The sequence below is a fragment of the Pseudomonas sp. TKO26 genome, assembly GCF_003225665.1.
GTDB lineage: Bacteria > Pseudomonadota > Gammaproteobacteria > Pseudomonadales > Pseudomonadaceae > Aquipseudomonas > Aquipseudomonas saponiphila.
The window spans coordinates 305,020-330,710 of sequence record NZ_QKLN01000001.1 but is presented as its reverse complement, the minus strand read 5'-3'; the positions used below and the strand labels follow the sequence as shown (position 1 = coordinate 330,710).

Here is a 25,691-nt window from a genome sequence, read left to right as displayed (position 1 = left end):
TCCCTGACGGAACACATGCGCAGGTTCTAAGGCTGCTGCGCAGCCTGACGGGAGCAAGCTCCCTCGCCACAATCCGGAACAGAGCTGAAATAACTGCAAACCATCGCAGCCTTCAGTTCGGGGGCAACCATGCTAGCGTCCGGCATTCACTCGCTGACCTCGCAGGCAATGGAATGCCTTCTCGCCCAAAATCCCATCGTTTACGCCGCAGCCGCTATTCCGAAAGCGGTCGCGCCTACCTCATCACCACCGTGGTTCATCAACGCCGGCCGCTATTTTCCGATTGGAGCCTGGGGCGGCTGGTGGTGACCGAACTGAAAGAGATCCAGGACCTGGAGCTCGCCGACTCACTGGCCTGGGTCCTGATGCCGGATCACCTGCATTGGCTGCTCCAACTGCGCACCGCAACACTGCCCCAGGTGATGCAAAGGGTGAAATCGCGCAGCACCCGCCAGCTCAATCAACACCTGGGGCTGTGCGGCGCCCTCTGGCAAAGCGGCTATCACGACAGGGCAGTCCGTGACGGCGAGGATATTCGACCCATTGCCCGCTACATCATCGCCAATCCCTTGCGCGCGGGCCTGGTGCAACGCATTGGCGATTACCCTCTGTGGGACGCCTGCTGGCTCCAATGACTCTTTATGTGGCGAGGGAGCTTGCTCCCGCTGGGCCGCGCAGCGGCCCTGAGGCCTGCCAGCGTGATCCCCCTGACAGAACACATGCTCAGGTTCTAAGGCTGCTGCGCAGCCTGACAGGAGCAAGCTCCCTCCACACAGAAGCGGGACCGAGTCGTTTTCACAATTTCCTCACCCATGGCCGCCACCGACTAAGCTTCAGGCAAGTCCGATCAATCTGCGTGAATGGATCAATCGACTATGGGCGCTCTGTGGCAAACCGATTCGCGTAAAACCGCAGTGCCAGGCCACAGCGAGGACGAAGCGCCTTTACCCAAAAAGCCCCGAGCGCGCCGTTATGCCTGGCGCCTGTTCTGGCTGTTGCTGCTGATTGCCCTGATCGCCCTGGGGATGGCCGCGTCCCGGGAGATGCGCACCTCCAAGCTCCAGGCCCAGGAATTCAGCCGGCTGGCCAGCGACTTGAGCTACTCCCTGCAACCCGGTCCCAGCGATGCGGTGCTCTACCCAGGCGCCGGTCCCTTCGACCGTCGCCTGGGCTACAGCGCCCTGGGGGAATTCTTGCCGCGCCTGCTCAAACGCGGCTACCAGATCGACGCACAGACGAGGTTTTCCGCAGCGTTGATGGACTACAGCAAAAATGGCTTTTTCGTGCCCTATACCGAAAAGATCCAGGCCGGGCTGTCCATCACCGATTGCCGCGCCGCGCCCTTGTACCGGTTCGATTATCCGCAACAGCTGTATGCCAGTTTCGCCAGCATCCCCCCGTTGATGGTGCACAGCCTGCTGTTCATCGAGAACCGCGACCTGCTGGATCCCAAGCTGGCCCAGGCCAATCCGGCGGTGGATTGGCCACGCTTCGCCAAGGCCGCCTGGTCCCAGGTGGCCAAGCTCATGCACCTGCCGGGACAGACGGCCGGCGGCAGCACCCTGGCCACTCAGTTGGAAAAATACCGCCACTCCCCCGATGGCCTGACGCTGTCCGGGGGCGAGAAGATCCGGCAGATGATTTCCGCCAGCGTGCGCGCCTATCAGGACGGCCCGCAAACCCTGGAAGCCCGGCGCCGGATCGTCCGTGACTACCTCAACAGCGTGCCGCTGTCGGCCGTACCCGGCCACGGTGAGGTGCATGGCATGGCCGAAGGACTGCGGGTCTGGTACGGCGCCGATTTCGATCAGGTCAACCGGTCCTTGAGCAGCACCGCCAACGATGCGCAAAGCCTGGCCCAGCGCGGGTTGGCCCTGCGCCAGGTGCTGTCGCTGATGATCGCGCAACGTCGCCCTTCCCATTACCTGGCCAAGGGCCGCGCAGAGCTGGCGGAACTGACCGACAGCCATATCCGCCTGCTGGCCCAGAACGACATCATCGACCCGGCCCTGAGCGCCGCCGCCCTGGCCAGCAAGGTCAGCTACCGCGACTGGCAGCAACAGCCAACGATCCAGCCGATCGAAACCAACAAGGGCATCAGCGTGGCCCGCAGCCGGCTGGCGGCGCTGCTCAACCGGCCCCTGTACGACCTGGACCGCCTCGACCTGTCCGCCACCAGCACCCTGCAGAGCGACCTGCAACGCCAGGCCACCGAGTACCTCAAGCAATTGGCCGACCCGGCCTTCGCCGCACAGATCGGCGTGCTCGGCGAGCGCCTGCTGACCCCCACCAGCACCACCCAGGTGCGCTACAGCTTCACCCTGTTCGAACTGACCCCGGACGGCTCGCGGGTGCGAGTGCAGACCGACAGCACCGACCAGCCGTTCGATATCAACGAAGGCAGCAAGCTGGAACTGGGCTCCACCGCCAAGCTGCGGGTGCTGACCACCTACCTGCAGATCATCGCCGAGCTGCACGACAGGCATGCCGGACAAACCCCGGCCGAGCTGAAGAAGGTTGCGGTCAATGACCAGGACCGGCTGAGCCGCTGGGCCATCGACTACCTGCTGCAGAACAGCGACCGCAGCCTGCCGAAGATGCTCGACGCGGCCCTGGACCGCACTTATTCCGCCAGTCCCGGCGAAGCCTTCTTCACCGGCGGCGGGGTGCATCACTTCCACAACTTCCGCAACGAGGACAACGGCCGCAGCCCGACCTTGCGCGATGCCCTGCGCGAATCCATCAACCTGCCGTTCATCCGCCTGATGCGCGATCTGGTGCGCTACAGCACCTACGGCGGCGACAGCGCCAGCGCCGAACTGCTCAGCGACGACGCCAACCCGCGGCGCCAGGAGTACCTGGCGCGCTTCGCCGACCGCGAAGGCACGTCGTTTCTCCTGCGGTTCTGGAAGAAGTACCGCAACAAGGACACTCAAGCGCGCCTGGACACCTTTCTCGACGGCATGCATCCGACGGCGATCCGCCTGGCCGCGGTGCACCGCTACCTGCTGCCCGATGCCAGCCAGGAAAGCTTCAAGCGCTTTGTCCGGGCCCACATGAAAAACGCCAAGACCGGTGAAAAGCTCACCGACGAACGCCTGGACAAGCTCTACGCCAGCTATGGCCCGGGGGCCTACGACCTGCCGGACCAGGGTTACATCGCCAAGGTCCATCCCCTGGATCTGTGGCTGCTGGGCTACCTGATGAACAACCCCGACGCGACCTTCAGCCAGATCGTCAAGGCCAGCGAATTCGAGCGCCAGGAGGTCTACAGCTGGCTGTTCAAGAGCCGGCATCGCAGCGCCCGGGACAGCCGCATCCGCACCATGCTGGAGGTCGAGGCGTTTCTGAATATTCACCAGCGCTGGCAGAGCGTCGGTTACCCGTTCGACCACCTGGTGCCGTCCCTGGCCACCGCCATCGGCAGCTCCGGCGACCGCCCGGCGGCCCTGGCGGAACTGGTGGGCACCATTCTCAACGACGGTGTGCGCCTACCGACCCTGCGCATCGACAGCCTGCACTTTGCCGCCGGCACGCCCTACGAAACCCGCCTGAGCAATGACCCTGGCAAGGGCAAGCGGGTCATGCCGTCGGAAGTCGCCACGGCCCTGCGCGGCGCCCTGTCCCAAGTGGTGGATGCCGGCACCGCGAAGCGGGTGTCCGGCAGCTTCAAGCTGGCGGACGGCACCCCGCTGGCCATGGGTGGCAAGACCGGCACCGGCGACAACCGTATCGAAGCCATCGGCGCCGGCGGCCGGGTGCTGAGCTCCAAGTCCATCAACCGCACCGCGACCTTCGTGTTCTATATCGGCGCACACCACTTCGGCACCCTCACCGCCTACGTGCCGGGCGCCTCGGCACAAGCCTTCAAGTTCACCTCAGCCTTGCCGGTGCAGGTGCTCAAGGGCATGGCGCCGATCCTCATGCCCTACCTGCAGCCGGGCAGCAGCACCCAGTGCCAGGGCAGCCTCGCCCAACGCTGAATCCCGGCCCGCCGTTCACTCCTTGCTCCCCGACCAACGGCCACTGGGTCGCCAGTAGAAATACTTGCGCGCCGATTAAGATATATCTTAAGTTATGTCTAAATCGAAACGGAGAAAGAGAAAATGAGCGAGCGTCACCACCCTCCCCATCGCGAACACGGGGACAGCCATGAGATGTTCGAGCGTCGCCCCGGCCGCGAGCGCGGTGGCCGCGGGCCCCGGGTCTTTGCACCTGGCGACCTGAAACTGCTGCTCTTGGCGCTGATCGCCGAGCAGCCGTGCCACGGCTACGACCTGATCCGCCAGATCGAAAGCATGTTCGACGGCGCCTACAGCCCCAGCCCCGGGGTGATCTACCCGACCCTGACCTTCCTGGAGGAAAGCGAGCTGATCCAGGGCGATGCCGAAGGCGGCAAAAAGCGCTACAGCGTGACCGACGCCGGACGTCTGTCCTTACAGGAGCAAGCCATTGCCCTGGACGGCGTGCGCATGCGCATCGAGGTCAGCAAGCGTTCCCTGCGCGGGCATGATCGCCCCGCAGAAATCCACGAGGCGGTGCACAACCTGCGCCACGCCCTGCAGATGCACCACGGCCGCTGGAGCCCGGAAGAAATCCTCCGGGTCCGCGACCTGCTGAACAACACCGCCAAGGCCATTGTCGATGGCCCCCTCAGCCACCCTGCCCAGGAGAAAAGCCAATGACTGCCAGCCCAGAACTGTCCATTCACCGGGTCATGCACGAAATCAAGCGCCGGCGCCTGGAGGTCCTGCGCGTCGTCGACCTGACCCCGCGCATGCGCCGCATCACCCTCGGCGGGCCCGAGCTGGCCGGCTTCGTCAGCCTGGGCAGCGACGACCATGTGAAGCTGCTGTTCCCGCAGAACGCCGAACAGCAAGCCGCCCTGGAAACCCTGGTGCTGGGCCCGGGCAAGGACAGCGGCCCGATGCCGGCCATGCGTGACTACACCCCACGCCGCTATGACCTGGAGTTGGGCGAACTGGATATCGACTTCGTGCTCCACGGCGACGGCCCGGCGTCGACCTGGGCCGAACAGGCCACGCCGGGGCAGCACCTGCACATCGGCGGCCCCCGGGGCTCGATGATCGTGCCGGACATCTTCGACAGTTACCTGTTGATCGGTGATGAAACCGCCTTGCCGGCCATTGCCCGGCGCCTGGAGGAACTGCCGGCCGGTCGCCAGGTACTGGCGGTGATCGAGGTGCAGAACGCCGCCGAACGCCAGCCCCTGGACAGCGCCGCCGAGGTGCAGGTGATCTGGGTCGAACGGGACGGTGGCGAGCAGGATCTGCTCAGCACGGTGCGCCAGTTGCAGGTGCCCGAAGGCAAGCTGTACGCCTGGGTGGCCACCGAGAGCAAAGTGTCGCGCCAGGTTCGTCGAATCTTGCTGGATGAACACCGGCTCAACGACGAGTTCGTCAAGGCCGCCGGTTATTGGCGCCTGGACAGCAGCGAAGCGGAATAACCCCGCCTGACCGGAGGCGCTGGCTTGCCAGCGAAAACGATCTCAAGTGCCCTTTCGCCGACAAGCCGGCTCCTACAGAGGCCGGGATTGGCGCCTGCCCAGCCAGTGGTCCAGGCCCAGCAGCAACAGGGACACGAGAACAAATCCGGCCAATATTCCCAGGGCATTGAGCAACACCTGGGGATACCCCAGCTTGTCCACGGCAATGAAGGGATAGGGGTACAGCCCCAGCAGATTTCCGCGCAAGAGCAGGTAGGCGAAATACAGCACCGGATAGAGCATCCACAGACCGATGTGCTTGAGCCGCAACTCGCCCTTGGGCACGCAACACCACCAATAGAGCAAAAACAGCAGCGGCATCACATCGTGCAGCAGCTCATCGGCCAGCCATTGCCAACCCTGGGGATGCCACAGGTGCCGCAGCAGCAGGCTGTAGGCCAGGCCCACCAGCACAATGCTCGCCGCCACCGCGCCACTGACCGCGGGCCTGAGCATGAATGCCTGCCCCCGGGATATCCGCAGGTTCAGGGCGCAGGTCAGCACACTGGCCACCAGGGTGTTGCTGAGCACGGTGAAGAAGCTGAAGAAGTTCACCAGGCCGCCCAACAGACTGGCGCTCACCTCCCAACGCAGCAGCAGGATCAGGTACAGCTGGACGGTCAGCCCGAACCAGCCAAGGATCGCCGCCACGGCAATCAGGCCGCGCCGAGTGAACAGCCCCCGCAGCGAGAAGCCAGCCATGGGGTTCCTTAAAGCGGGCGCTTGGTGCGTTGCAACTTGACGTAGAGCTTCTCGACCTTCTCCCGCGCCCAGGGCGTCTTGCGCAGGAAGGTCAGGCTCGACTTGATGCTCGGATCGCTCTTGAAGCAGCGGATATCGATGCGCTCGGCCAGCCCCGACCACTCGTAGTGCTCCACCAGCGCCTTGAGGATCTGTTCCAGGGTCACGCCATGCAGCGGGTCGGTGTGGGTGTCGGTCATGCCAGGCCTTTGCGGGAAGAAAATGGGAAAGCCGCGCACCTTAGCCGAGGGCATGCCCCCGCGCCAGAGCACTTGAATAACTGTAGCCGCCGCTTGCCTGTGCGGCGCTCGGGCATGAGAAGCAAAAAGTTCCTGGCTTTTCGCAATAAAAGAGATGTTATATTGTATCAATCAATAACAACTCACCCGCGTTCCGGGCACCCCCGTGTCCCGCCTGCTCTCTGACTCAAAGCGCCTAGCGCCCTGCTTGCCAAGGAATGACCGATGTCCCGTTCAGCCTCCCGTCCTTCTCGCTCTGTACTGTGGCGCCTGTCGCCCCTGTCCGCCGCACTGCTGCTCGCCTCCCAGGCCCATGCCGTGGAATTGCCCCCGCAAGTCATCACCGCCAATCCCCTGGGCAACACCGAGTTGGCCGCCCCGACCACCGTGCTGGAAGGCGATCAACTGACCCTGCAACAGAAAGGCAGCCTCGGTGAAACCCTGAACAAGCAGCCGGGTGTGTCTTCGTCCTACTTCGGCCCCGGCGCCAGCCGCCCGGTGATTCGCGGCCTGGACGGCGACCGCATCCGTATTCTGCAGAACGGCGTCGGCGCCCTGGATGCTTCGTCGCTGTCCTACGACCACGCGGTGCCCCTGGACCCGGTGAACGTCGAGCGCATTGAAATCGTCCGCGGCCCGGCGGCCCTGCTGTACGGCGGCAACGCCATTGGCGGGGTGATCAACAGCTTCGACAACCGCATTCCCACCCAAGCCATCGAAGGAGTTCACGGCGCTGGCGAGCTGCGCTACGGCGGCGCCGACACCACCCGCAGCAGCGCCGGCAAACTGGAAGCGGGCGACGGCACTTTCGCCCTGCACCTGGACGCCAACTCCCGGCAGTTCAACGACCTGAAGATTCCCGGCTACGCCCGCAGCCGCCACGCTCCGGCCAGTGAAGATGGCGAAGGCAAGAAAGGCCGCCTGGGCAACAGCGACGGACGCCAGGACGGCGGCGCCATCGGCGGTTCCTACACCTGGGACGACGGTTATGCCGGCCTGTCCTACAGCAACTACGACTCCAACTACGGCTCCCCCGCCGAAGACGACGTGCGCATCCGCATGAAGCAGGACCACTACGCCTTCGCCTCGGAACTGCGCAACCTGCAGGGCCCGTTCAGCTCGCTGAAGTTCAACGCGGGCTACACCGACTACCAACACCGCGAGATCGAGGGCGGCGAAACCGGCACCACCTTCAAGAACAAGGGCTACGAAGCCCGGGTCGAGGCCCGGCACCAGCCGCTGGGCCCACTGGAAGGGGTGATCGGAGCCCAGGTCAATCGCAACGAATTCTCCGCCCTGGGCGAAGAAGCCTTCGTCCCACAGACCGATACCAACAGCGGCGCGCTGTTCATCCTCGAAGAACTGCAAGCCACCGAACGCCTGCGCCTGAGCCTCGGCGGGCGCCTGGAACACACCACCGTGGACCCGGACAGCAAGGGCAACCAACGCTTCGCCCAGGCCGACAAGTCCAGCCGCTTCACCGCCGGCAGCCTGTCCTCCGGCGCGGTCTACACCCTGACCCCGGTCTGGTCCCTGGCCGCGACCCTGGGCTACACCGAACGCGCCCCGACCTTCTATGAGCTGTATGCCAACGGCGCCCACGTCGCCACCGGCACCTATGAGCTGGGCAACGCCAAGCTGTCCAAGGAAAAAGCCGTGTCCAGCGACCTGGCCCTGCGCTTTGACAACGGCATCCACAAAGGCAGCGTCGGGGTGTTCTACAGCCACTTCTCCAACTACATCGGCCTCTTGGGCACGGGGCGCACCCTGAACGATGAAGGCGAAGAAGATGCAACAGGCATCCCGGAATACGCCTACAGCGGAGTGCGGGCACGCTTCAGTGGGATCGAAGCCCAGGATCGCTGGAGCCTGGGGGAAAGCGCCTACGGCAAGTTCGCCCTGGAACTGTCCGGCGACTACACCCGAGCCAAGAACCTCGACAACGGCCAGGACCTGCCGCGCATTGCCCCGCTGCGTCTGAACAGCGGCCTGCTGTGGGAACTGGATCGCTGGCAGGCGCGCCTGGATGTGCAGCATGCCGCCAGCCAGGGCCGGGTGCCGGACCACGAAAGCGGCACCGATGGCTACACCACCTTTGGCGCCAGTGCCGGCTATCGCTTCGACATTGGCCATAGCCAGTGGCTGGCCTTCGTCAAGGGCGAGAACCTGACCAACCAGACCGTGCGCTACGCCAGCTCGATCCTGCGGGATATCGCCCCGGCCGCCGGGCGCAGTGTGGAAGTGGGCTTGCGGACTACCTTCTAAGGCCCTGTTCGCCGGCAAGCCGGCTCCTACAGATCCGAGTAGGAGCCGGCTTGCCGGCGAAGGCCCTAGCGATAACGCCGCGGGTCGGCCTCGATCAGGCTGGCCAACTGAGTCAGGGCAAAACGCAACTCGTCCCGGGTGGTGGGCGACATCAGCACCACCCGCACACAACGGGAGCTGACGCCGCGCTCCACCTGGAACTGGCTGCCGCTCATCACCAGCACGCCATTGGCCCGGGCCAGGGTGGCGAACTCATCGCCCGTCCAGGGCTCCGGCAAGGTCAGCCACAGGTGATAGCTGTGGGGCTGAGTCCGGATCTCCAGGCCGGCAAACACTTCCCGGGCAATCGCCTGGCGCACCGCCGCTTCGCTGCGCTGGGTCTGCACCAGCTTGCGATCCAACCCCTCGACAATCACGTTGCTGGCCAATTGCGCGGTCAGGGGCGACGGCATCCACACACTGCTGCGAACCATCGAGCTCAGCCGCGACAGCAGCTTCGGCGGGCTGTACAGATAGCCCACCCGCAACGCCGGCATGATCGCCTTGGACAGGCTAGTGAGGTACACCGAACGCTGCGGCGCATAGCTGGAAAGCGGCTTGATCGACGGATCGGTGGCAAGAAAGCCGTAGATATCGTCATCGATGATCAGGAAATCGAACTCTTCGGCAATCGCCGCAATCTGCGCCCGGCGCTGGGGCGACATGATCGCCGTGGTGGGGTTCTGGCAACTGGCGACGCACACCAGCAACGCCGGTTTTTCCCGCAGGCACTGTTCGCGCAACGCCTCGGGAATCATCCCCTGCTCGTCCATCGCCACACCCCGCAGGCGCCGCTCCAGGCCATGGGCCACGGAGATGATGCCCGGGTAGGTCAACGACTCGCAGAGCAGCAGATCACCGGCGTTGCTCAAGGCGCTGATGGCCACCGTCAGGCCGTGCTGGGCCCCGGCCGTCAGCACCACCTGCTGCCAATGGACTTCGGACAAGGAGTGGCGCAACCACTGGGCACCGGCTTCGCGATGGGCCGGATGGCCACCGTCGGGGGCGTAGTCCAGGGCGCGGCCGAAGTCGCTGCTGTGGGCCATGCCCACCAAGGCACCGCGCAACCAGTACTCCAGGGTTTCGCTGTAGGGCTTGATGATCGACAAGTCCAGGACGTCGGACTGGCCCAGGGACAGCGACGGCGCACTGGAACCTTCCGGCAATGCCAGCGGCGGCCGCGCCAGCACGTAGGTGCCACGCCCGACCTCCCCCTGCACCAGTCCGCGCCGCTGGGCTTCGCTGTAGGCGCGGCTGATGGTGCCGGGGGTGACATTCAGGGTTACCGCCAGCTCGCGCAAGGTCGGCAGGCGATCACCGTCGTTCAACAACCCGCTGCCGATATCCCGCGCCAGGGCATCGGCAATGGACAGGTAGACCGGCTGATTGAACTCGCTTAACTGGGGAACCCACATGGAGGCTGATGACCATCGGCTGCGTTGAGGTGGACCGGAGCATATCACAGGCGTGCATCGGCATTAACATCGACTCATTCGACAAATTGATTCGATCCATGTACCAGCCCGCACACCAGAATTCGCTCAATAATTTTTTACTCGACCTATAAACCTATACAAATCAATAACTTAAAAACTTAACACTAGCGTTTTCGTGCGCCCACATCGAGAAACGATTGGATCGATTCAATTCATTGAAATACACTCAGCCAGCGCCAACTCAATCGACTCAATTCCTTCCACCCCACGCCCAGTCGAGATGCCATGCACAGTCTCAGCAAGGACCTGTCCCTCTCCGCCGTGATCGCCGGCCTGATCGCCGTGATCATTTCCTACGCCGGCCCCTTGATCATCGTGTTCCAGGCCGCCCGCGAAGCCCATATGCCCAGTGACCAGGTGTCGTCCTGGATCTGGGCCATCTCCATCGGCAGCGGCCTCACCGGCCTGCTGCTGAGCTGGCGCCTGAAAGTGCCGGTGATCACCGCCTGGTCCACGCCCGGCGCGGCGCTGCTGGTATCGATGCTGCCCACGGTGTCGCTGCCCCAGGCCATCGGCGCCTATGTCGTGGCCTCGCTGATCATCGCCGTGCTCGGCCTGTCCGGAGCCTTCGACAAGCTCATGAGCCGCCTGCCCAAGGCCATTGCCGCGGCCATGCTGGCGGGCATCCTGTTCCGCTTCGGCGCCGGGCTGTTCACTTCGGTCACCCTGCAACCGGCCCTGGTACTGGCGATGATCGCCGCCTACCTGCTGGGCAAGCGCTTCTCGCCACGCTACGCGATTCTCGCGGTGCTGCTGGTGGGCTGCGCCGTGGCCGCAGGCCTTGGCGAGTTCAATGGCGGCTCCATCACCCTAGCGGTGGCCGAACCGATCTTCATCGCCCCCGAGTGGAACTGGCACGCCATCGTCAACATCGGCTTGCCCCTGGCCCTGGTGACCCTGACCGGGCAATACGTACCGGGCATGGCGGTGATGCGCAGCGCCGGCTACACCACCCCGGCGCGCTCGATCGTGTCCTGGACCGCCATCACTTCGGCGCTGCTGGCGCCTTTCGGCTCCCACGGCATCAACCTCGCCGCCATCACCGCCGCCATCTGCACCGGTCGCGAAGCCCACGAAGACCCGAACAAGCGCTACATCGCCGGGATCGCCTGCGGCCTGTTCTACATCCTCATGGGGATTTTCGGCGCGACCCTGGCCTCGGTGTTCGCCGCCCTGCCCAAGGAGCTGATTGCGGCCCTGGCCGGCCTGGCCCTGTTCGGCGCCATCAGCGCCGGGCTCAGCGGCGCCATGGCCGATGAGAAACAACGCGAAGCCGCGCTGATCACCTTCCTGGTCACCGCCTCGGGCATGAGTTACCTCGGCCTGGCTGCGGCGTTCTGGGGGCTGATCTTCGGCCTGGTGGCGCACTTCGTGTTGAGCTACACCCGGCAGAAACACGCCCTCGCCGGGGCCACCGCGCCGCGCTGAACCTGCCGGGCCCGGCCACTGTTACCGAATCCGAAACGGTTCATGTCAATAAAAGCGCTTTCTCTCCAGGAGACGGCGCTTTATCCTTCGCACCCTGAAGCTGAAACGCTTCATCTTTCCTTTTGAAATCAGCGGCATGCCGCCTTGATCCGTCGCGATCAAGGCCACGCAGCCTGCCCTTGCTTCTGCCTATTCCTAGAAAAAGACCTGACTCGAATGCCTATGCCCGCTTTTCAGCGCCTAAAAGACAGCGCTGTCCTGACACCCGTTGCCCTGCCCAAGACCCTGAGCCTGCTCGGCGCCCTGGGGTTTGCCGCCTGCGCCCAGGCCGCTCCGGCCTTCGACAGCGACTCGCCCTGGATGCTCGGCGACTGGAACGGCACCCGCACGGAACTGGCGAACAAGGGCTACGACTTCAAGGTCGACTACGTCGGCGAGATGGGTTCGAACCTGCACGGTGGCTACGACCACGACCGCACCGCGCGCTACAGCGACCAGTTCGCCTTCGGCAGCCACCTGGACCTGCAGAAGATCCTCGGTTGGAATGACGCCGAGTTCCAACTGACCGTGACCAAGCGCGACGGCGACAACATCAGCAACGACCGGATCAACGACCCACGGGTCGGCGGCTTCACCTCGGCCCAGGAAGTCTGGGGCCGCGGCCAGACCTGGCGCCTGACCCAGATGTGGTACCAGCAGAAATTCTTCGACCAGAAGCTCGACATCAAGGCCGGCCGCTTCGGCCAGGGCGAAGACTTCAACAGCTTTCCCTGCGACTTCCAGAACCTGGCGTTCTGCGGCTCCCAGGTGGGCAACTGGGCCGGCAGCGTCTGGTACAACTGGCCGGTCAGCCAGTGGGCACTGCGGGTCAAATACCACCTGACGCCGGAGGTCTACGCGCAGATCGGCGCCTATGAGCAAAACCCGTCGAACCTGGACCGCGACAACGGCTTCAAGCTCAGCGGCAGCGGCACCCAGGGCACCCTGTTGCCGGTGGAACTGGTGTGGACGCCCAAGCTCAACGGCCTGGCCGGTGAGTACCGCGCCGGCTACTACTACAGCAGCGCCAAGGCCGCTGACGTGTACAAGGACGGCAACGGCCAGCCCGCCGCCCTCACCGGCGAAGCCTATCGCAGCAGCTCAAGCAAGCACGGCCTGTGGCTGGGCGCGCAGCAGCAAATCACCAGCGTCGCCAGCGACCACTCCCGCGGCCTAAGCCTATTCGCCAACGTCACCGCCCATGACAAGAAGACCAACGCCATCGACAACTACGTCCAGGCCGGCCTGGTCTACAAGGGCCTGTTCGATGCCCGGGCCAAGGACGACATCGGCTTCGCCCTGGCCCGGGTCCACGTCAACCCGGCGTACCGCAAGAACGCCCAGGCCAGCAACCAGGCCCGCGCGATCCACGACTACGACAACCCCGGCTACCTGCCGCCCCAGGACACCGAATACAGCGCCGAGCTGTACTACGGAGTGCACCTGGCCAACTGGCTGACCGTGCGCCCCAACCTGCAGTACATCCGTCATCCCGGTGGCGTGAGCCAGGTGGACGACGCGCTGATCGGCGGGATCAAGATCCAGAGTTCGTTCTAAGGCCGCGAGGCAAAAAACGACGCCATTCACAGTTTTCAGCTGAACCAAGCCCGCGCCTGATCGTCATCTACAGTGAACAAGCGCGGGTCCACTCTTAACGTCACGGAGAACCACACTATGAGCACTGAGGGTGCTTCAAGTCCGAGCCGCCTGCTGCCAGGCCTGCTCGGGATCTTGCTGCTGCTAATGGGCCTGGCCTTGCTGGCCGGGGGGATCAAGCTGAGCCTGCTCGGCGGCTCGCTGTACTACGTCCTGGCCGGTATCGGCCTGACCCTGACCGGCCTGCTGTTGCTGGCCGGCAAACGCGCGGCGCTGGGCCTGTACGCCGTGGTGCTGTTTGCCAGTACCGTCTGGTCGCTGTGGGAAATCGGCCTGGACTGGTGGCAACTGGTGCCACGCCTGTCGCTGTGGTTCGCCCTCGGCGTGGTCCTGCTGCTGCCCTGGTTCCGCCGTCCGCTGCTGCGCAATGGCCCCGCGCCACTGGGCACCGCGGCCCTGAGCGTGTCCGTGGTCCTGGCCGGCGCTGCCGCCATCGGCAGCCAGTTCACTAACCCCGGGGAAATCTCCGGCGACCTGGGTCGCGACAGCACCGACATGGCCAGCACCGCCCCGGCCATGCCCGAAGGTGAATGGCAGGCCTATGGCCGTACCGAGTTTGGCGACCGCTACTCGCCGCTGAAGCAGATCACCCCGGGCAACATCGGCAAGCTGCAGGAAGCCTGGCGCATCCGCACCGGCGACATGCCGACCGCCAAGGACCCGGTGGAAATCACCAACCAGAACACCCCGCTGAAGGTCAACGGCATGCTCTATGCCTGCACCGCCCACAGCAAGGTACTGGCCCTGGACCCGGACACCGGCAAGGAAATCTGGCGCTTCGACCCGCAGATCCAAGGCCCCAACGGCGACGACTTCCGTGGCTGGGCGCACATGACCTGCCGTGGCGTGTCGTACTACGACGAAGCCAACTTCAAGAACACCGACGCCATCAGCCAGCCGGCCACCCTGTCCCCCGCGGGCCAGGCCATCGCCGCCAGCTGCCCGCGCCGCCTGTTCCTGCCCACCGCCGATGCGCGCCTGATCGCCATCAACGCCGACACCGGCAAGGTCTGTGAAGACTTCGGCAACAAGGGCGCTGTGGACCTCAAGGCCGGTATCGGCCCGTTCACCCCGGGTGGCTACTACTCCACCTCGCCGGCGGCCATCACCCGTAACCTGGTGATCATCGGCGGCCACGTCACCGACAACGAATCGACCAACGAACCGTCCGGCGTGATTCGCGCCTTCGACGCCCACGACGGTCACCTGGTGTGGAACTGGGATTCGGGCAACCCCGACGAAACCACGCCGCTGCCGGAAGGCAAGACCTACACCCGCAACTCGCCGAACATGTGGTCGCTGGCCAGCGTCGACGAGAAACTGGGCATGGTCTACCTGCCACTGGGCAACCAGATGCCTGACCAGTGGGGCGGCAACCGCAGCGCGGGCGCCGAGAAATTCAGCGCCGGCACCGTGGCCCTGGACATCGACACCGGCAAGCTGCGCTGGAACTACCAGTTCACCCACCACGACCTGTGGGACATGGACGTGGGCAGCCAGCCGACCCTGCTCGACATGAAGACCGCGGACGGCGTCAAGCCGGCGCTGATCCAGCCGACCAAGCAAGGCAGCCTGTACGTACTGGACCGTCGCGACGGCACCCCGATCGTACCGATCCGTGAAGTACCGGCCCCGACCGGCGCGGTCGAAGGCGACCACACCGCCCCGACCCAGGCCCGCTCGGACCTGAACCTGCTGAACCCGCCTCTGGATGAAAAGGCCATGTGGGGCGCCACGCCGTTCGACCAGATGCTGTGCCGCATCCAGTTCAAGCAACTGCGCTACGACGGCCAGTACACCCCGCCATCGGTGCAGGGCAGCCTGATCTACCCGGGCAACGTCGGCGTGTTCAACTGGGGCAGCGTGTCCCTGGACCCGGTGCGCCAGTTGCTGTTCACCAGCCCGAACTACATGGCCTTCGTTTCCAAGCTGGTGCCGCGCGCCGAAGTCGCCGCCGACAGCAAGCGCGAAAGCGAAACCTCGGGTGTGCAACCCAACACCGGCGCGCCTTACGCGGTGATCATGCACCCGTTCATGTCGCCGCTGGGCGTACCCTGCCAGGCCCCAGCCTGGGGCTACGTGGCCGGCATCGACCTGACCACCAACAAAGTGGTGTGGAAGCACAAGAACGGCACCAGCCGCGACAGCTCACCGATCCCAATCGGCCTGCCGATCGGCGTGCCAAGCATGGGCGGCTCCATGGTCACCGGCGGTGGCGTGGGCTTCCTCAGCGGCACCCTGGACCAGTACATCCGCGCCTATGACGTGAAAAACGGCAAGGAGCTGTGGAAGTCCCGCCTGCCAGCGGGCGGCCAGGCCACGCCGATGAGCTACACCGGCAAGGATGGCAAGCAGTATGTGCTGGTGGTCGTGGGCGGCCACGGCTCCCTGGGCACCAAGATGGGCGACTACATCATTGCCTACAAACTGACGGAATAAGCGTTACCGGCAGGGATGAAAAAGGCGGCTACCTACGGGTAGCCGCCTTTTTTTGTGATCGCTACGCATAACGCACTAACCAGCTTGGCTGTGATGGCCTCTTGGGGGACGTGGCGGTGAAGGTTCCACATCTCCTACCTCCAAGTCTTCGCCAACTCCGTATCCGGCGCGACCAATCCCGAGTCGGAGTGCATGCTTCGTGTATTGATATGGGCCGAACTCAGCAAGCTGCATACGTTGCCCATCAACAGGAGTGTTGAGTGTATGTAGATGTATCGGAAGTAAGCTTGTTCGCGTTCGGCCAGAGGGGCTGCCGGGTCCCAGGGCGAGCGTTATGCCTGGCCGGCTGACTCACTGTGCGAGAGGGGAAAGATCGTGGTGAATGATTTGCGCCAAGCCATATCACCCACAACCACCGCCTAATTAGGAATTTCTCCGATCAAGTCAGCACAGGCCATCTGACCTGTGCTGAAGTAGCCCTCCGTCCAACTGCCCTCTACAAGCCCGCCACCCCATGAATCAGATGAATTTTTTCGATTTCGAGTACGCCGGTAAGCGCAAGCAAACCCGTCGTGAGTGTTTCCTGGCCGAGATGGAACAGGCACTGTACGAGATCACTTCGATGCGCCAGTTTGCTCGTCTGACGCTCAGCGCTCGGATCCCCGAAGACACGACAATCATGAATTTCCGGCACCTGCTGGAGAAGCATCAGTTGGCGGCGAGCATTCTGGAAACCATCAACAATGACCTGCGAGACAAGGGCCTGTCGTTGCGCCAGGGCACCATTGTCGACGCCACCATCATCCACGCACCCAGTTCGACCAAGAACAAGGAAGGCAAACGCGATCCCGAGATGCATCAGACGAAGAAAGGTAACCAATATTTCTTGGGCATGAAGGCGCATATCGGTGCAGGTGCCGAGTCGGGTCTGGTGCACCACGTCCACGGCACAGCGGCGAATGTGACCGATGTAACGGAGGTCGCTCAGCTGTTGCATGGCGATGAAAATGTTATCTGTGCCGACGCGGGTTATACCGGCGTTGAGAAGCGGCCGGAGCATGAAGGAAGGTCGGTGATCTGGCAGATTGCGGCTCGTCATAGCACCTAAAAGCACTTGAGCAAACGCAGCGTGCTCTACAAAGCCAGACGCAAGATTGAGAAGGTCAAGGCGCAGGCACGAGCGAAGGTCGAACATCCATTCAGTGTGATCAAGCACCAATTCGGCTACGTGAAAACCCGCTTGCGTGGCTTGGCCAAGAACACAGCGCAACTGACTACGCTATTTGCCCTGTCGAATCTGTGGATGATGCGCCAGCAATTGTTGCCTGCTGCGGGAGAGGTGCGCCCGTGAGGGCAGAAAACCAAGGCTGTGCCTTGGTTATCCAATAATCAGCGGCTGAAAATCGGGATTATCGGCATCTCCAAGCCGTCCATTTCCGGCTGACGGGTAACTTGTTCGGAGTTTCCCTAAGAGAATAGCTGCGCTTCATTCTCCTCAGAAACTCTCGACATAACAGACCTGGCTTTTCAACGGCAACCAAAGCCAGCTAAAAACACATGAACACATCAGTTACCAAAGTCACAAAAACTCACTCTGACTCGCCTTCATACCTCTGAGCACTTTGATTAAAACTCCACACATGCGACTTGGTAAGCGCTTCCTGCCCCTTGTACAAAACACCTCCATCTCGATCTCTTTGGTAGGAATATATTTCAATTTTTTTATACTTATTTTTATCACCAAGGGAAGCATCTAGAACCTTAACACCCGCAAAATAATCTCCACCTACAAACCTCAAATACCCTCGACACTGAATAAAAAAACCATAAACCCTATTCTTACTTGACCCCTCACTACCGACATGAGAAAAAATAAAATCTCTTACCCCGTCATCATTAAGGTCATCACTATAGACAACCTTGACTCTTTCAACGGAGAATCTTGGCCCATCAACTTTTGAAAGCATCTGTATCGGCTCGCCCTCTTCTGCCCACTGCGAAATAAAGTATCTCGAACTATCGATATCACAAACTTCCACTGCTGTAGCGCAAGCAATCGGAAAGAACAGTAAAATCGCTAGAAAAAATTTCATATTCACTCATCCAAAATAAAAGTATTACGGCCAGTCCGGACTGCTCCCTGGGGTTGGGTGAAACCAAAAACTATACTGGTCGCCACAGTGGGGTTTATGGCTGCGGCCGCAGATAGAAGCCTTCTCGAAAATGCGACCTCATGAGCATCGCCCCAATTTGATACTCGTATTTGCTTGAACATGTCATGGCATTCGTTGCCAACGTGGATCTTCCGGTTGTGCTGGATGTTTTCGCCCCTGTCGCGCTGGCCATGGACGAAAATCCGCTCCGCGCCTGTCTTGTCCTCGATGTGCTTTTCGTTGAAATCAGCGACGCCAGGCGAGCCCTTGGTCTTATCCGCCAGAAGCTCGCAAGGCACCGGGGGGTTCTTGCAATACGGGCAAATGCTGACTAGCGGTTGGCCGCCTTCGTCGGAAGCTTAGTAACGCACTGTTTTGGAATATTATCTTCATAGTAAGTGCTGTTTAGGCTTTTGTTTTGTTTATCAATCGTGAGGTCTATAAACTCACCACCACAGCTTGAAAAACTCTCCTTGAACACTCCTTTCTTAGCGTCATAAACAAACACTCTAAAAACCTTGTAAACCCCCATCCCATCGTCAGTGTGCCAAACAGCAAAATCCCCAACCCCATCAAAATTGAAATCATCAAGCTTTACATGCAGCCTCTTATCCGTCTCAAAAGCAAATTCACTGACTTTGTGACGGCCATTATCGCTAACATCTACATCAAACCCTGATCCATTCCACAAAAGTTTTATTACACTTTTTTGTCTGGATTAAATCTTAACAATTGCGCTTGAATAGACACAAAGAAAAGCCGTCAACGCTGTCAAAATTACTTCCTTAGTATTCATTCAGCGACTCCGCAGGCCGCATACCTGCATGGATAGTAGCCGTCCCCGCAGGAGACAAAATCATTATTTTAGATTCAGAAATGCTGCCGATTAGTTTCCGGAGCATAAAGGAAATGCGGACTTGTCTTTCATAGTATCCGTTGCCGTCAACCAGACGATTGATCAGACCTATATTATTTGCTGAGTACAGCCTGCCTGAAGTTTTCTGCCGAGTCACACCGCCCCTTGTCATCACTAATCGACTCCCCCACATGCAACCTCCTCAACTCCTTCCGCCAAGTTTTCGTCAATTCTGCATTCGGTGCGGCCAGTCCCTGTTCCGAGTCGGTGTGCATGCTGCGCGTATTGATATTGGCCGAATAGAATTCAGATGCATCGCAAGCATTATAATCATCTATGACAAGCAGTTTCGAATTAGGATCTAGCGTAAGATTTCAAGCTCTATATTTTTCATGATTTTTATAGCTACGTCGCCCAGTATTTTGTATAAAGCCTTGACAGTAAAATCGCCCCCATCTCCTACCATCCCCCGGTCAATGAGTTGGCAGCACCGTTGTCCATGCCAGCCGTCTTTGCTGCTATCTGATTTGGGCAGCGCGCCATAATAGAGTTTTCCATACATTTTTATTCTTGATTTTTAAAAACAACTATAAAAAATCACTTCTCACACCCTAAGGCATCATCTTTATCACAGGTCACATAGGGAGCAACCTCTTTAAGATTGTCTATATATATTTTTCCACATGACATCTGCACTTCCTTCATCTCGGGAGTTTTGGACACAACAACCCCAGCACTTTTTTTGCCTCCCCCAAACGCCTCGCCATCATAGTTACTATAAATTTCGTACTTGTAACTCCCCACGACAAAGCTAAACTTCGCATAAGAAACCTGATAACGAAAATAGTGATTAAATGTGAACCCCTCAAAACCAAATCCATTGCTAGGAAAAATCATTTCCTTATTGTTTTTTTTGCCGAAGCGGTATTGAATTCCCGACAGGTCACCATCAACATATTCAGGGCATAGCGCTAGATTTTTTCCTCCTCGCATCTCGCATTGAAAAATGGCCACTTCGCTTTCGCACATTTCCTCTTGAGCGCCCCATGAACAGAAACTCCAAAGCACTAAAAACACATAAGCACTGATTCGGATCAACATCTCAAATACCCTTAAGCAAATTATAGTTGCTCGTCATTCTGACATCATATCCATCTTGAGCAGGGCCATTGTATCTAAGTGCAAAACTCAACCAGTCTTTTTGCACAATTGCAGAAGACAAGACCGAATCGGCCTTGACGAAATTCACAAATGCTTTCAGATGGTTTTTCTCTGAACGACTAAGGTCCCGCACAAATTCCTCAACCGATAAATACCCAGCACTAGAAAAATTCTTACCCATAATCTGGAAACGCCCCCATGATGCTGATTTCAGAGCTGCGCTTGCACTCAATCGATATGCCCTGATTAATTTCCCATATTGCGCAGAGTACGTACCATAACCGCCCCTACTACTAGACGATATATCAGGATTCGATGAGTCGAACTGACCGTTAGTCAACTGATGAAAATAATGCCTTTCAAAAAGTATGGCTGTAACCTCATCGTCCCCGGCCTTTGTGAAATAGCTACCTGATGACGCTGTTTCTGTAATGGCGACAGCCTTTACTGCTTCAACTTCACACCCAAGCGCATCCGCTGCTGCAATATAATCATCCTCTTCAATTATCGAGCCGTCATACAGCTCTAAAAACTCAAGTTCTACCTTCGTGCCTCCAATAAATATTTCAGGGTGCTGCTTCAAGCTACGTGCGTTAGAAAAAAGACCTACTGGATGGATATACCAACATCTACCACTCTCACAGCCTAGTTCCCCCCCCATTAACGCCGACCACCAACTCAAACTCTGAATCCGTTTCTTCTCTTCAGCCCAATCTTTATTGGGCTTTGACTTACAATGCCCTATTAGTTTATCCAAGGAGTCCCAGCTTTCCTTTTTGTAGTGCCACTCGCTCTGATACGTCGCAAGCATCTGCGAAATCGGTTGGGAAAACCAAGGCTTACCCAGCGCCTCCCTTATTTCATCAGGCAGTAGCTTTTTATCACCATTCTTATCAAGAATTTTGTACAGGGATTGTGTGACGGGGCCTGCTCCAGCCTTTACAACTTCAGGCTGATAAATCGCAAGCTCTTCTTCCGTAAGTTCTTTTTGTGCCTCCAGAAAGGCAACGTAGTGCTCAACATGGCTGACGGTTTCTTCAAGGAAAGTGAAACCTTCCCACTCAAAAGACGAATGTCGCGATAGCGCTATATCCGGCTCAGCAAACCAGCCACTGATGGCGTTGCCCGATACATCAGCAAGCACTCCTTCCAAGTGCCACCAATAGGTGTAAGTGGTCAGGCCGCCCATGACCACCGGCGCCTTGATCTTCCTCTCAGAGGGTAAAGCCTCCAACACCTGCAACGGGATAATCAGGTCATAACCAATCTGGTGACCTGAGTCGGATGCCTTGGGTGGGGTTGTTGCATTCATACCCGCCACATGGCTGATCAGCTTTGCACCCTTTGCGACCTTGACCAAGGTCCTGTCCTTTGCAGGCAAGTTGGCCGCTCTGGATCGACTCTGTTGGATAAACGTCTTGACGTCTTCACAGCTAAACACTTCCAGATGCAGCAGATTCTTCGGCGCGGAGTCCGATTGATTCTGATACTTGCCCACATGCCCAAGAAGTTCGCCCGCCTTGACTTTATAAGCCGTTTTCAAAGGGACAACCTTGTCCATATCCTCCGGTGTGCTCATTGCGTCCAGAAGATCAAGGGAGACATACCCTGGCAACACTCCCTCAACCTCTGGAACAAGAATTGGCATGGACTCACCACTGACAATTTCGAGCAACTTGCGGTATTTGCCAGAGTTTTTTTCGTCGCTGATTCTGATTTGCGTGCCTACCGGCAGAAAGCCTATTGGCCTTCCCTGGGCAAAAGCATCACGCACGATTGCGCCATTTTTCTGCTCCGGTGGAAGATCCCGGGCCTTGTCCCCCACAAAGTATTGATCCGCAGAAATGCGCTGCATTTCTTCCTTGAATACCCAGCCAGTCTGCTCTGCCAGTTCGGCTACCGCTGGTATGACGTCGACCACTTCCAGCCATCTCTGAGTATCGGGTGCAGGTTTGGTGAACACCGTGGTTCCACGAGGCAATACCGCCAATATCGGCGTATTACCACCAGAGTCGCTGCTACGAACCCTAAGCCCGAGCAGTTTGTCGGATGCTGCCGCTTTGACCTTGTAGGTGGCGTTCCAGAAGCCGGGGCGCTTGAGTGTCGGAGTGGTTTGATAGCCCTGCCAATCCAGCAAATGCATGTACAGACTGAAGAAAATCAGGCTAGGACCCGCCGTGGCAGGTGACCCGGGAGGTGCAGGGAGTTCAAGGCGGTGCCTGACCAACACAAAGCCCGTGGAAAATGGCGCTCTCTTCGAACCGTACTCGGATACCGGATAAGTCTTGTCAATTCGATACGCCACCACCTCGCCGTCAGCGATGCAACGAACTTCAGTCTTGTCTGAAACCAGTCCGCTGGCGTCATCGAAATGCACACCACCATGCCAAAGGCCGTTGGCACCTATGGGGTAGAAACCATCTTCGGCCTTGGCCAAGGCCTTGTAATACTGCTGTGGATCTAGCGACCGGGTCGTTCCCACTTTCAGTGGAAATACCCAGTTCTCGACTTTATCGATTGTCTTTTGGTTGCCCGATGCCTCTGTCATGACTTCGTCCTTGCCCCCCTGTATCAGGGAGTCTTTATCAGCCGGAGAAATTGATCAGCCGTTGTCGCTGAGGCGTGATCGGCTCTTGTAATGGATTCACCAAGGCCTTCTCCATCAAGCTCCCGGCCTTATCCTTATCCGCCACGCCGGGTAGCACCGGCGGCTGGATTCCAATGCCAGAGCCAGCCCCCGCCGCACCTCCCGCATTCACCTTGAGCAACGCTCCATTCACGCTGACGCCGCTGGCATCGAGCTTGATAAAGCTGCCCCCGGCTTGCACCGTCAGTTCACTGGCCGCTTCGATCACCAGCTTCTGGCCTGCTTGCAGGTGTATCTCGCGGCCGGCCTCTAGCAGTTGTGCGGTGCCGAGCTTGATGTGCTGGTCGTGCGCCACGCTCAGGTGATCGTCGGCCTTGACCTCGACTTTGCGTTCGCCGTGGACGGTGCGGTGTTCCTCGGCCTTGAATTCGCTGTAACTGTTTTGCTCGACGGTGTCGTGGCGCTCGTGGCCGACGCGAATCTTCTGGTCGTTCTGGATGTTTTCATCCCAGTCGCGCTGGGCGTGGACGAAGATCTGTTCGGCGCCTTGCTTGTCTTCGATGCGCACTTCGTTGAAGCCCGCGCCGCCCGGTGAACTCAGGGTCTTGAAGGTGCTGCGGGTGTTGCTGGCCGGCAGTTCGTAGGGGACGGGGTGTTCCTGGTGATAGAGACAACCGCTGATCAGCGGCTGATCAGGGTCGCCTTCGAGGAAGTCCACCAGCACTTCCATGCCGATACGCGGGATGGCGATGGCGCCGTAGCGGTCGCCGGCCCAACTGGAGGCGACTCGCAGCCAGCAGCTGGTCCGGTCGTCGCCCTGGCCTTCGCGGTCCCAGTGGAACTGCACCTTGACCCGGCCATATTGATCGGTGTGGATTTCCTCTCCTGCCGGGCCGGTGACCACTGCGGTCTGGCTGCCCAGGACCCGGGGCTTGGGATGGTCCAGCGGCGGGCGGAAGAATACGTCCCAGGGTGTGGCGAGGAAGCGGTTGCGGTAGCCCTGCCGGAAGCCGTCTTCAGCCTCGCTGTCGCTGGTGATCGATTCCTCCAGCACCTGGGGCTGCTGGCCTTCGTGGGTGACCTGGGTCAGCAGCCAGAGGTCGTTCCACTCCTGGCGCGGGTGATCGGACAGTTCCAGGAAATGCCCGCTGGCCAGCCGCGGTTCATCGCCCCAACCCTCGGCCTGCAGATAGTCGGCGCGGTGGCGTTCCAGGGCCCGCTGGCTGAGCAACTTGCCACGCTCACGGTCGGTGAAGCGGCCAGGGTAGTCGTAGTCTTCCAGGTCCGGCTCTGCGCTTTTGGCTTCGGGCTTGTAGGCAGATTCCATTTGCAGACGCGGTTTTTCGAAGTCGTAGTCGCGTCGGGTGACGCGGCTGGTGCGGGTTTCCAGGCGCACGTTGAAGCTCTTGATCACCGGCTCATCCGCCACCAGCCCGCTGCCGCGCACATAGGCGGTGGGCCGACCCAGCTTGCGGAACACGCTCTGGTTGTCGCTGAACACCAGCAAATGTGTTTCGCGGCTGTGCTGGAAGTGGTAGTGCAGGCCTTCCTCTTCGCACAGGCGCTGGATGAAGTGCAGGTCGCTCTCGGCGTACTGCACGCAGTAGTCGCGCGCAGGGCACAGCTGCTGGATCTGGAACTGGTAGGCATCGCCGAGGATGCCGTGCTCTTCGAGGATCAGGGCGATGATCTGCGGCGCCGAGAGCTGCTGGAAGATCCGCTGGTTGCTGCGGTGGCGCAGGTAGTCCAGCTGCGGCAGCAGCGACAGGCTGTAGCGGCTCAGGCGCTTGCCGGCGTCGCCCTGGGCGATGCGCTGGATCAGCCCGTGGACGCCGTGGCCCTGGGGATCGAAGGCGAGAAAGGCCGGTTGGTGCAGCAGCGGTTCGAGGTCGATGAAGGGGCGTTCGCTGACCAGTTGCAGGTCGAAGCGAAACGGCTGGCTGATGGCTTCGGTGCCCTTGAACGCAAGCACCTGGAAGTCGTGCTGGATGCCTTGGATGTCCAGGCTGAAGTGGGTCTGGTCGGCCGGGCTGAACATGGGTCGCTCCTTGACGTGTTGCGGCTAAGTCCATTAGCCCAAGCGCTGCGGGGCCGAGGCCACGCTGCGGACGCGCAGTAACCTAGCAAGTTGCAACTCGTCACGTTTGTAGGAAATGTCTGAAATACCGACCGATCAGCCCGTTCCATGACCTCCTTTATCTCACCGCCATCCGGGTGCTGAGGGTGCTGAAAGGAAAGTTGCGAATGCTCATGTGGCGACTGATCGGTGGGAGCCCTCGGCATACCCTGCCCCTCAAATCGCGGTCACCGAAAATTCCTACAACTCGCGTCCGATTGCATCACCTTGTCCCTCCAAGGCGATGCCCTTAAGGTCTGGGGGTCATTGCAAATTCAGTGACAGGGCGTAGGAACCCTTCGATAACCCTTGGCGCATAAGCGCCCGTCTGATTGCGGAGCATCTGTCGCATCCGTAAGATCAGCCGCGGCGGCCGTGCGCGGGCACGCTTCGGCGTGGCCGAGTCCAAGGGTATTCGGTATTCCTACCCCGCGCGCGGCTGCCACCCAAGCCCGTAGGAAGGCCGTTGGCAGCTCTCATGCCTACCCGGAGCTCGATCAAATGAAAAAGGTCAAACCCAACAAACCTGACACATCTGCGACGGAGCCCAGCTCTCGTCACATGCCATTGACCAGCAACGATTACAACATCCCCGCCCTGCTGGTGGACACCCAGGCCCCGCTGGACGCGCTCCACGAGGCCGCCGCCCACCGCATTCGCGCGGCCACCCAGTTGCTGGAAAACATCGCCAGCCACGACAACCTGCAGAGCAACCCGGCCCTGCTCCAGGACTTCGCCCAACTCTGCATCATCCCCCTGCGCGACGGCTGCGACCTGCTGGACGTACTCGGCCGGCGCCTGCAGGAACAACTGCTCACCTGAGCCTGATCCGGGCCCAGCAGCACCGCGCTGGGCCCATCAAGCTGCCCCGATCGCCGTCCCCTGCGCCCCGTAATTGCAAAGCGACATTAGCCCATTTGTGCTAATCGACCCTCCCCCAGCCCGGGGCTATAGTGCCGAGCAACCACCC

The 25,691-nt window shown here is 60.4% G+C and carries 19 protein-coding genes and 1 pseudogene; 10 read left to right on the top strand and 10 right to left on the bottom strand.

From position 1 onward, the window contains the following. Positions 1-173 precede the first annotated feature (173 nt). From DNK59_RS01630 to DNK59_RS01615, 4 genes are all read left to right on the top strand, one after another. Positions 174-635 carry a transposase gene (locus tag DNK59_RS01630; RefSeq protein WP_110722076.1) on the top strand — a complete coding sequence of 154 codons (462 nt, stop codon included), beginning with the start codon at positions 174-176 and terminating at the stop codon, positions 633-635. A gap of 240 nt (positions 636-875) precedes the next feature. Further along, a complete protein-coding gene (locus tag DNK59_RS01625) occupies positions 876-3,983 on the top strand; it encodes a transglycosylase domain-containing protein (RefSeq protein WP_110722075.1) in 3,108 nt (1,035 codons plus the stop codon). 123 nt (positions 3,984-4,106) lie between these two features. Continuing rightward, positions 4,107-4,685, top strand: coding sequence for a PadR family transcriptional regulator (locus tag DNK59_RS01620; RefSeq protein WP_110722074.1), 579 nt, complete (start codon positions 4,107-4,109; stop codon positions 4,683-4,685). Further along, complete coding sequence (locus DNK59_RS01615) at positions 4,682-5,467, top strand: siderophore-interacting protein (RefSeq protein ID WP_092310901.1); 786 nt, start codon at positions 4,682-4,684, stop codon at positions 5,465-5,467. The genes DNK59_RS01620 and DNK59_RS01615 overlap by 4 nt, the downstream gene beginning before the upstream one ends. 72 nt (positions 5,468-5,539) lie before the next feature. On the opposite strand, the gene DNK59_RS01610 is transcribed toward DNK59_RS01615, so the two are convergent. Beyond that, positions 5,540-6,208, bottom strand: coding sequence for a Pr6Pr family membrane protein (locus DNK59_RS01610; RefSeq protein WP_110722073.1), 669 nt, complete (start codon positions 6,206-6,208; stop codon positions 5,540-5,542). A gap of 8 nt (positions 6,209-6,216) precedes the next feature. Beyond that, positions 6,217-6,447, bottom strand: a complete 231-nt coding sequence (locus DNK59_RS01605; RefSeq protein ID WP_019093117.1) for a VF530 family DNA-binding protein — start codon at positions 6,445-6,447, stop codon at positions 6,217-6,219. Between the two features lie 264 nt (positions 6,448-6,711). Here DNK59_RS01605 and DNK59_RS01600 point away from each other — a divergent pair, with 264 nt between their 5' ends. Continuing rightward, a complete protein-coding gene (locus DNK59_RS01600) occupies positions 6,712-8,751 on the top strand; it encodes a TonB-dependent receptor (RefSeq protein WP_110722072.1) in 2,040 nt (679 codons plus the stop codon). Between the two features lie 65 nt (positions 8,752-8,816). On the opposite strand, the gene DNK59_RS01595 is transcribed toward DNK59_RS01600, so the two are convergent. Continuing rightward, complete coding sequence (locus DNK59_RS01595) at positions 8,817-10,205, bottom strand: PLP-dependent aminotransferase family protein (RefSeq protein ID WP_110722071.1); 1,389 nt, start codon at positions 10,203-10,205, stop codon at positions 8,817-8,819. A gap of 306 nt (positions 10,206-10,511) precedes the next feature. On the opposite strand from DNK59_RS01595, the gene DNK59_RS01590 reads away from it, so the two are divergent. The 4 genes and pseudogenes from DNK59_RS01590 (at position 10,512) to DNK59_RS01575 (ending at position 17,199) form a co-directional block, all read left to right on the top strand. After that, positions 10,512-11,714, top strand: a complete 1,203-nt coding sequence (locus DNK59_RS01590) for a benzoate/H(+) symporter BenE family transporter (protein ID WP_110722070.1) — start codon at positions 10,512-10,514, stop codon at positions 11,712-11,714. A gap of 222 nt (positions 11,715-11,936) precedes the next feature. Further along, positions 11,937-13,310, top strand: coding sequence for a carbohydrate porin (locus DNK59_RS01585; RefSeq protein WP_110722069.1), 1,374 nt, complete (start codon positions 11,937-11,939; stop codon positions 13,308-13,310). A gap of 117 nt (positions 13,311-13,427) precedes the next feature. Further along, entirely contained in the window at positions 13,428-15,848 is a 2,421-nt protein-coding gene (locus DNK59_RS01580) for a glucose/quinate/shikimate family membrane-bound PQQ-dependent dehydrogenase (protein ID WP_110722068.1), read from the top strand. Positions 15,849-16,362: 514 nt separating this feature from the next. Further along, positions 16,363-17,199, top strand: a pseudogene (locus DNK59_RS01575) (IS5 family transposase). A gap of 238 nt (positions 17,200-17,437) precedes the next feature. On the opposite strand, the gene DNK59_RS01570 reads toward DNK59_RS01575, so the two are convergent. The 7 genes from DNK59_RS01570 to tssI all read right to left on the bottom strand — a co-directional run bounded on the left by DNK59_RS01570 (position 17,438) and on the right by tssI (position 24,643). Further along, positions 17,438-17,941 (bottom strand): hypothetical protein, encoded by a 504-nt coding sequence (locus DNK59_RS01570; RefSeq protein ID WP_110722067.1) that lies wholly within the window; start codon positions 17,939-17,941, stop codon positions 17,438-17,440. 2 nt (positions 17,942-17,943) lie between these two features. Next, on the bottom strand, positions 17,944-18,300 hold the full coding sequence (locus tag DNK59_RS32325) for a hypothetical protein (protein ID WP_110722066.1): 357 nt from the start codon (positions 18,298-18,300) through the stop codon (positions 17,944-17,946). A gap of 32 nt (positions 18,301-18,332) precedes the next feature. Beyond that, positions 18,333-18,692, bottom strand: a complete 360-nt coding sequence (locus DNK59_RS31545; protein ID WP_146249874.1) for a hypothetical protein — start codon at positions 18,690-18,692, stop codon at positions 18,333-18,335. 526 nt (positions 18,693-19,218) lie between these two features. Then, positions 19,219-19,419 carry a hypothetical protein gene (locus DNK59_RS31540; protein ID WP_146249873.1) on the bottom strand — a complete coding sequence of 67 codons (201 nt, stop codon included), beginning with the start codon at positions 19,417-19,419 and terminating at the stop codon, positions 19,219-19,221. A gap of 35 nt (positions 19,420-19,454) precedes the next feature. Further along, complete coding sequence (locus DNK59_RS01560) at positions 19,455-19,958, bottom strand: hypothetical protein (protein WP_110722065.1); 504 nt, start codon at positions 19,956-19,958, stop codon at positions 19,455-19,457. 1 nt (position 19,959) lies between these two features. Then, entirely contained in the window at positions 19,960-22,566 is a 2,607-nt protein-coding gene (locus DNK59_RS31975; protein ID WP_218281264.1) for an N-acetylmuramidase domain-containing protein, read from the bottom strand. A gap of 37 nt (positions 22,567-22,603) precedes the next feature. Then, positions 22,604-24,643, bottom strand: a complete 2,040-nt coding sequence (gene tssI / locus DNK59_RS01550) for a type VI secretion system tip protein TssI/VgrG (protein WP_110722064.1) — start codon at positions 24,641-24,643, stop codon at positions 22,604-22,606. 639 nt (positions 24,644-25,282) lie between these two features. Between tssI and DNK59_RS01545 the strand changes: the two genes are divergently transcribed. Continuing rightward, on the top strand, positions 25,283-25,543 hold the full coding sequence (locus DNK59_RS01545; RefSeq protein ID WP_371920242.1) for a hypothetical protein: 261 nt from the start codon (positions 25,283-25,285) through the stop codon (positions 25,541-25,543). Positions 25,544-25,691: the final 148 nt, after the last annotated feature.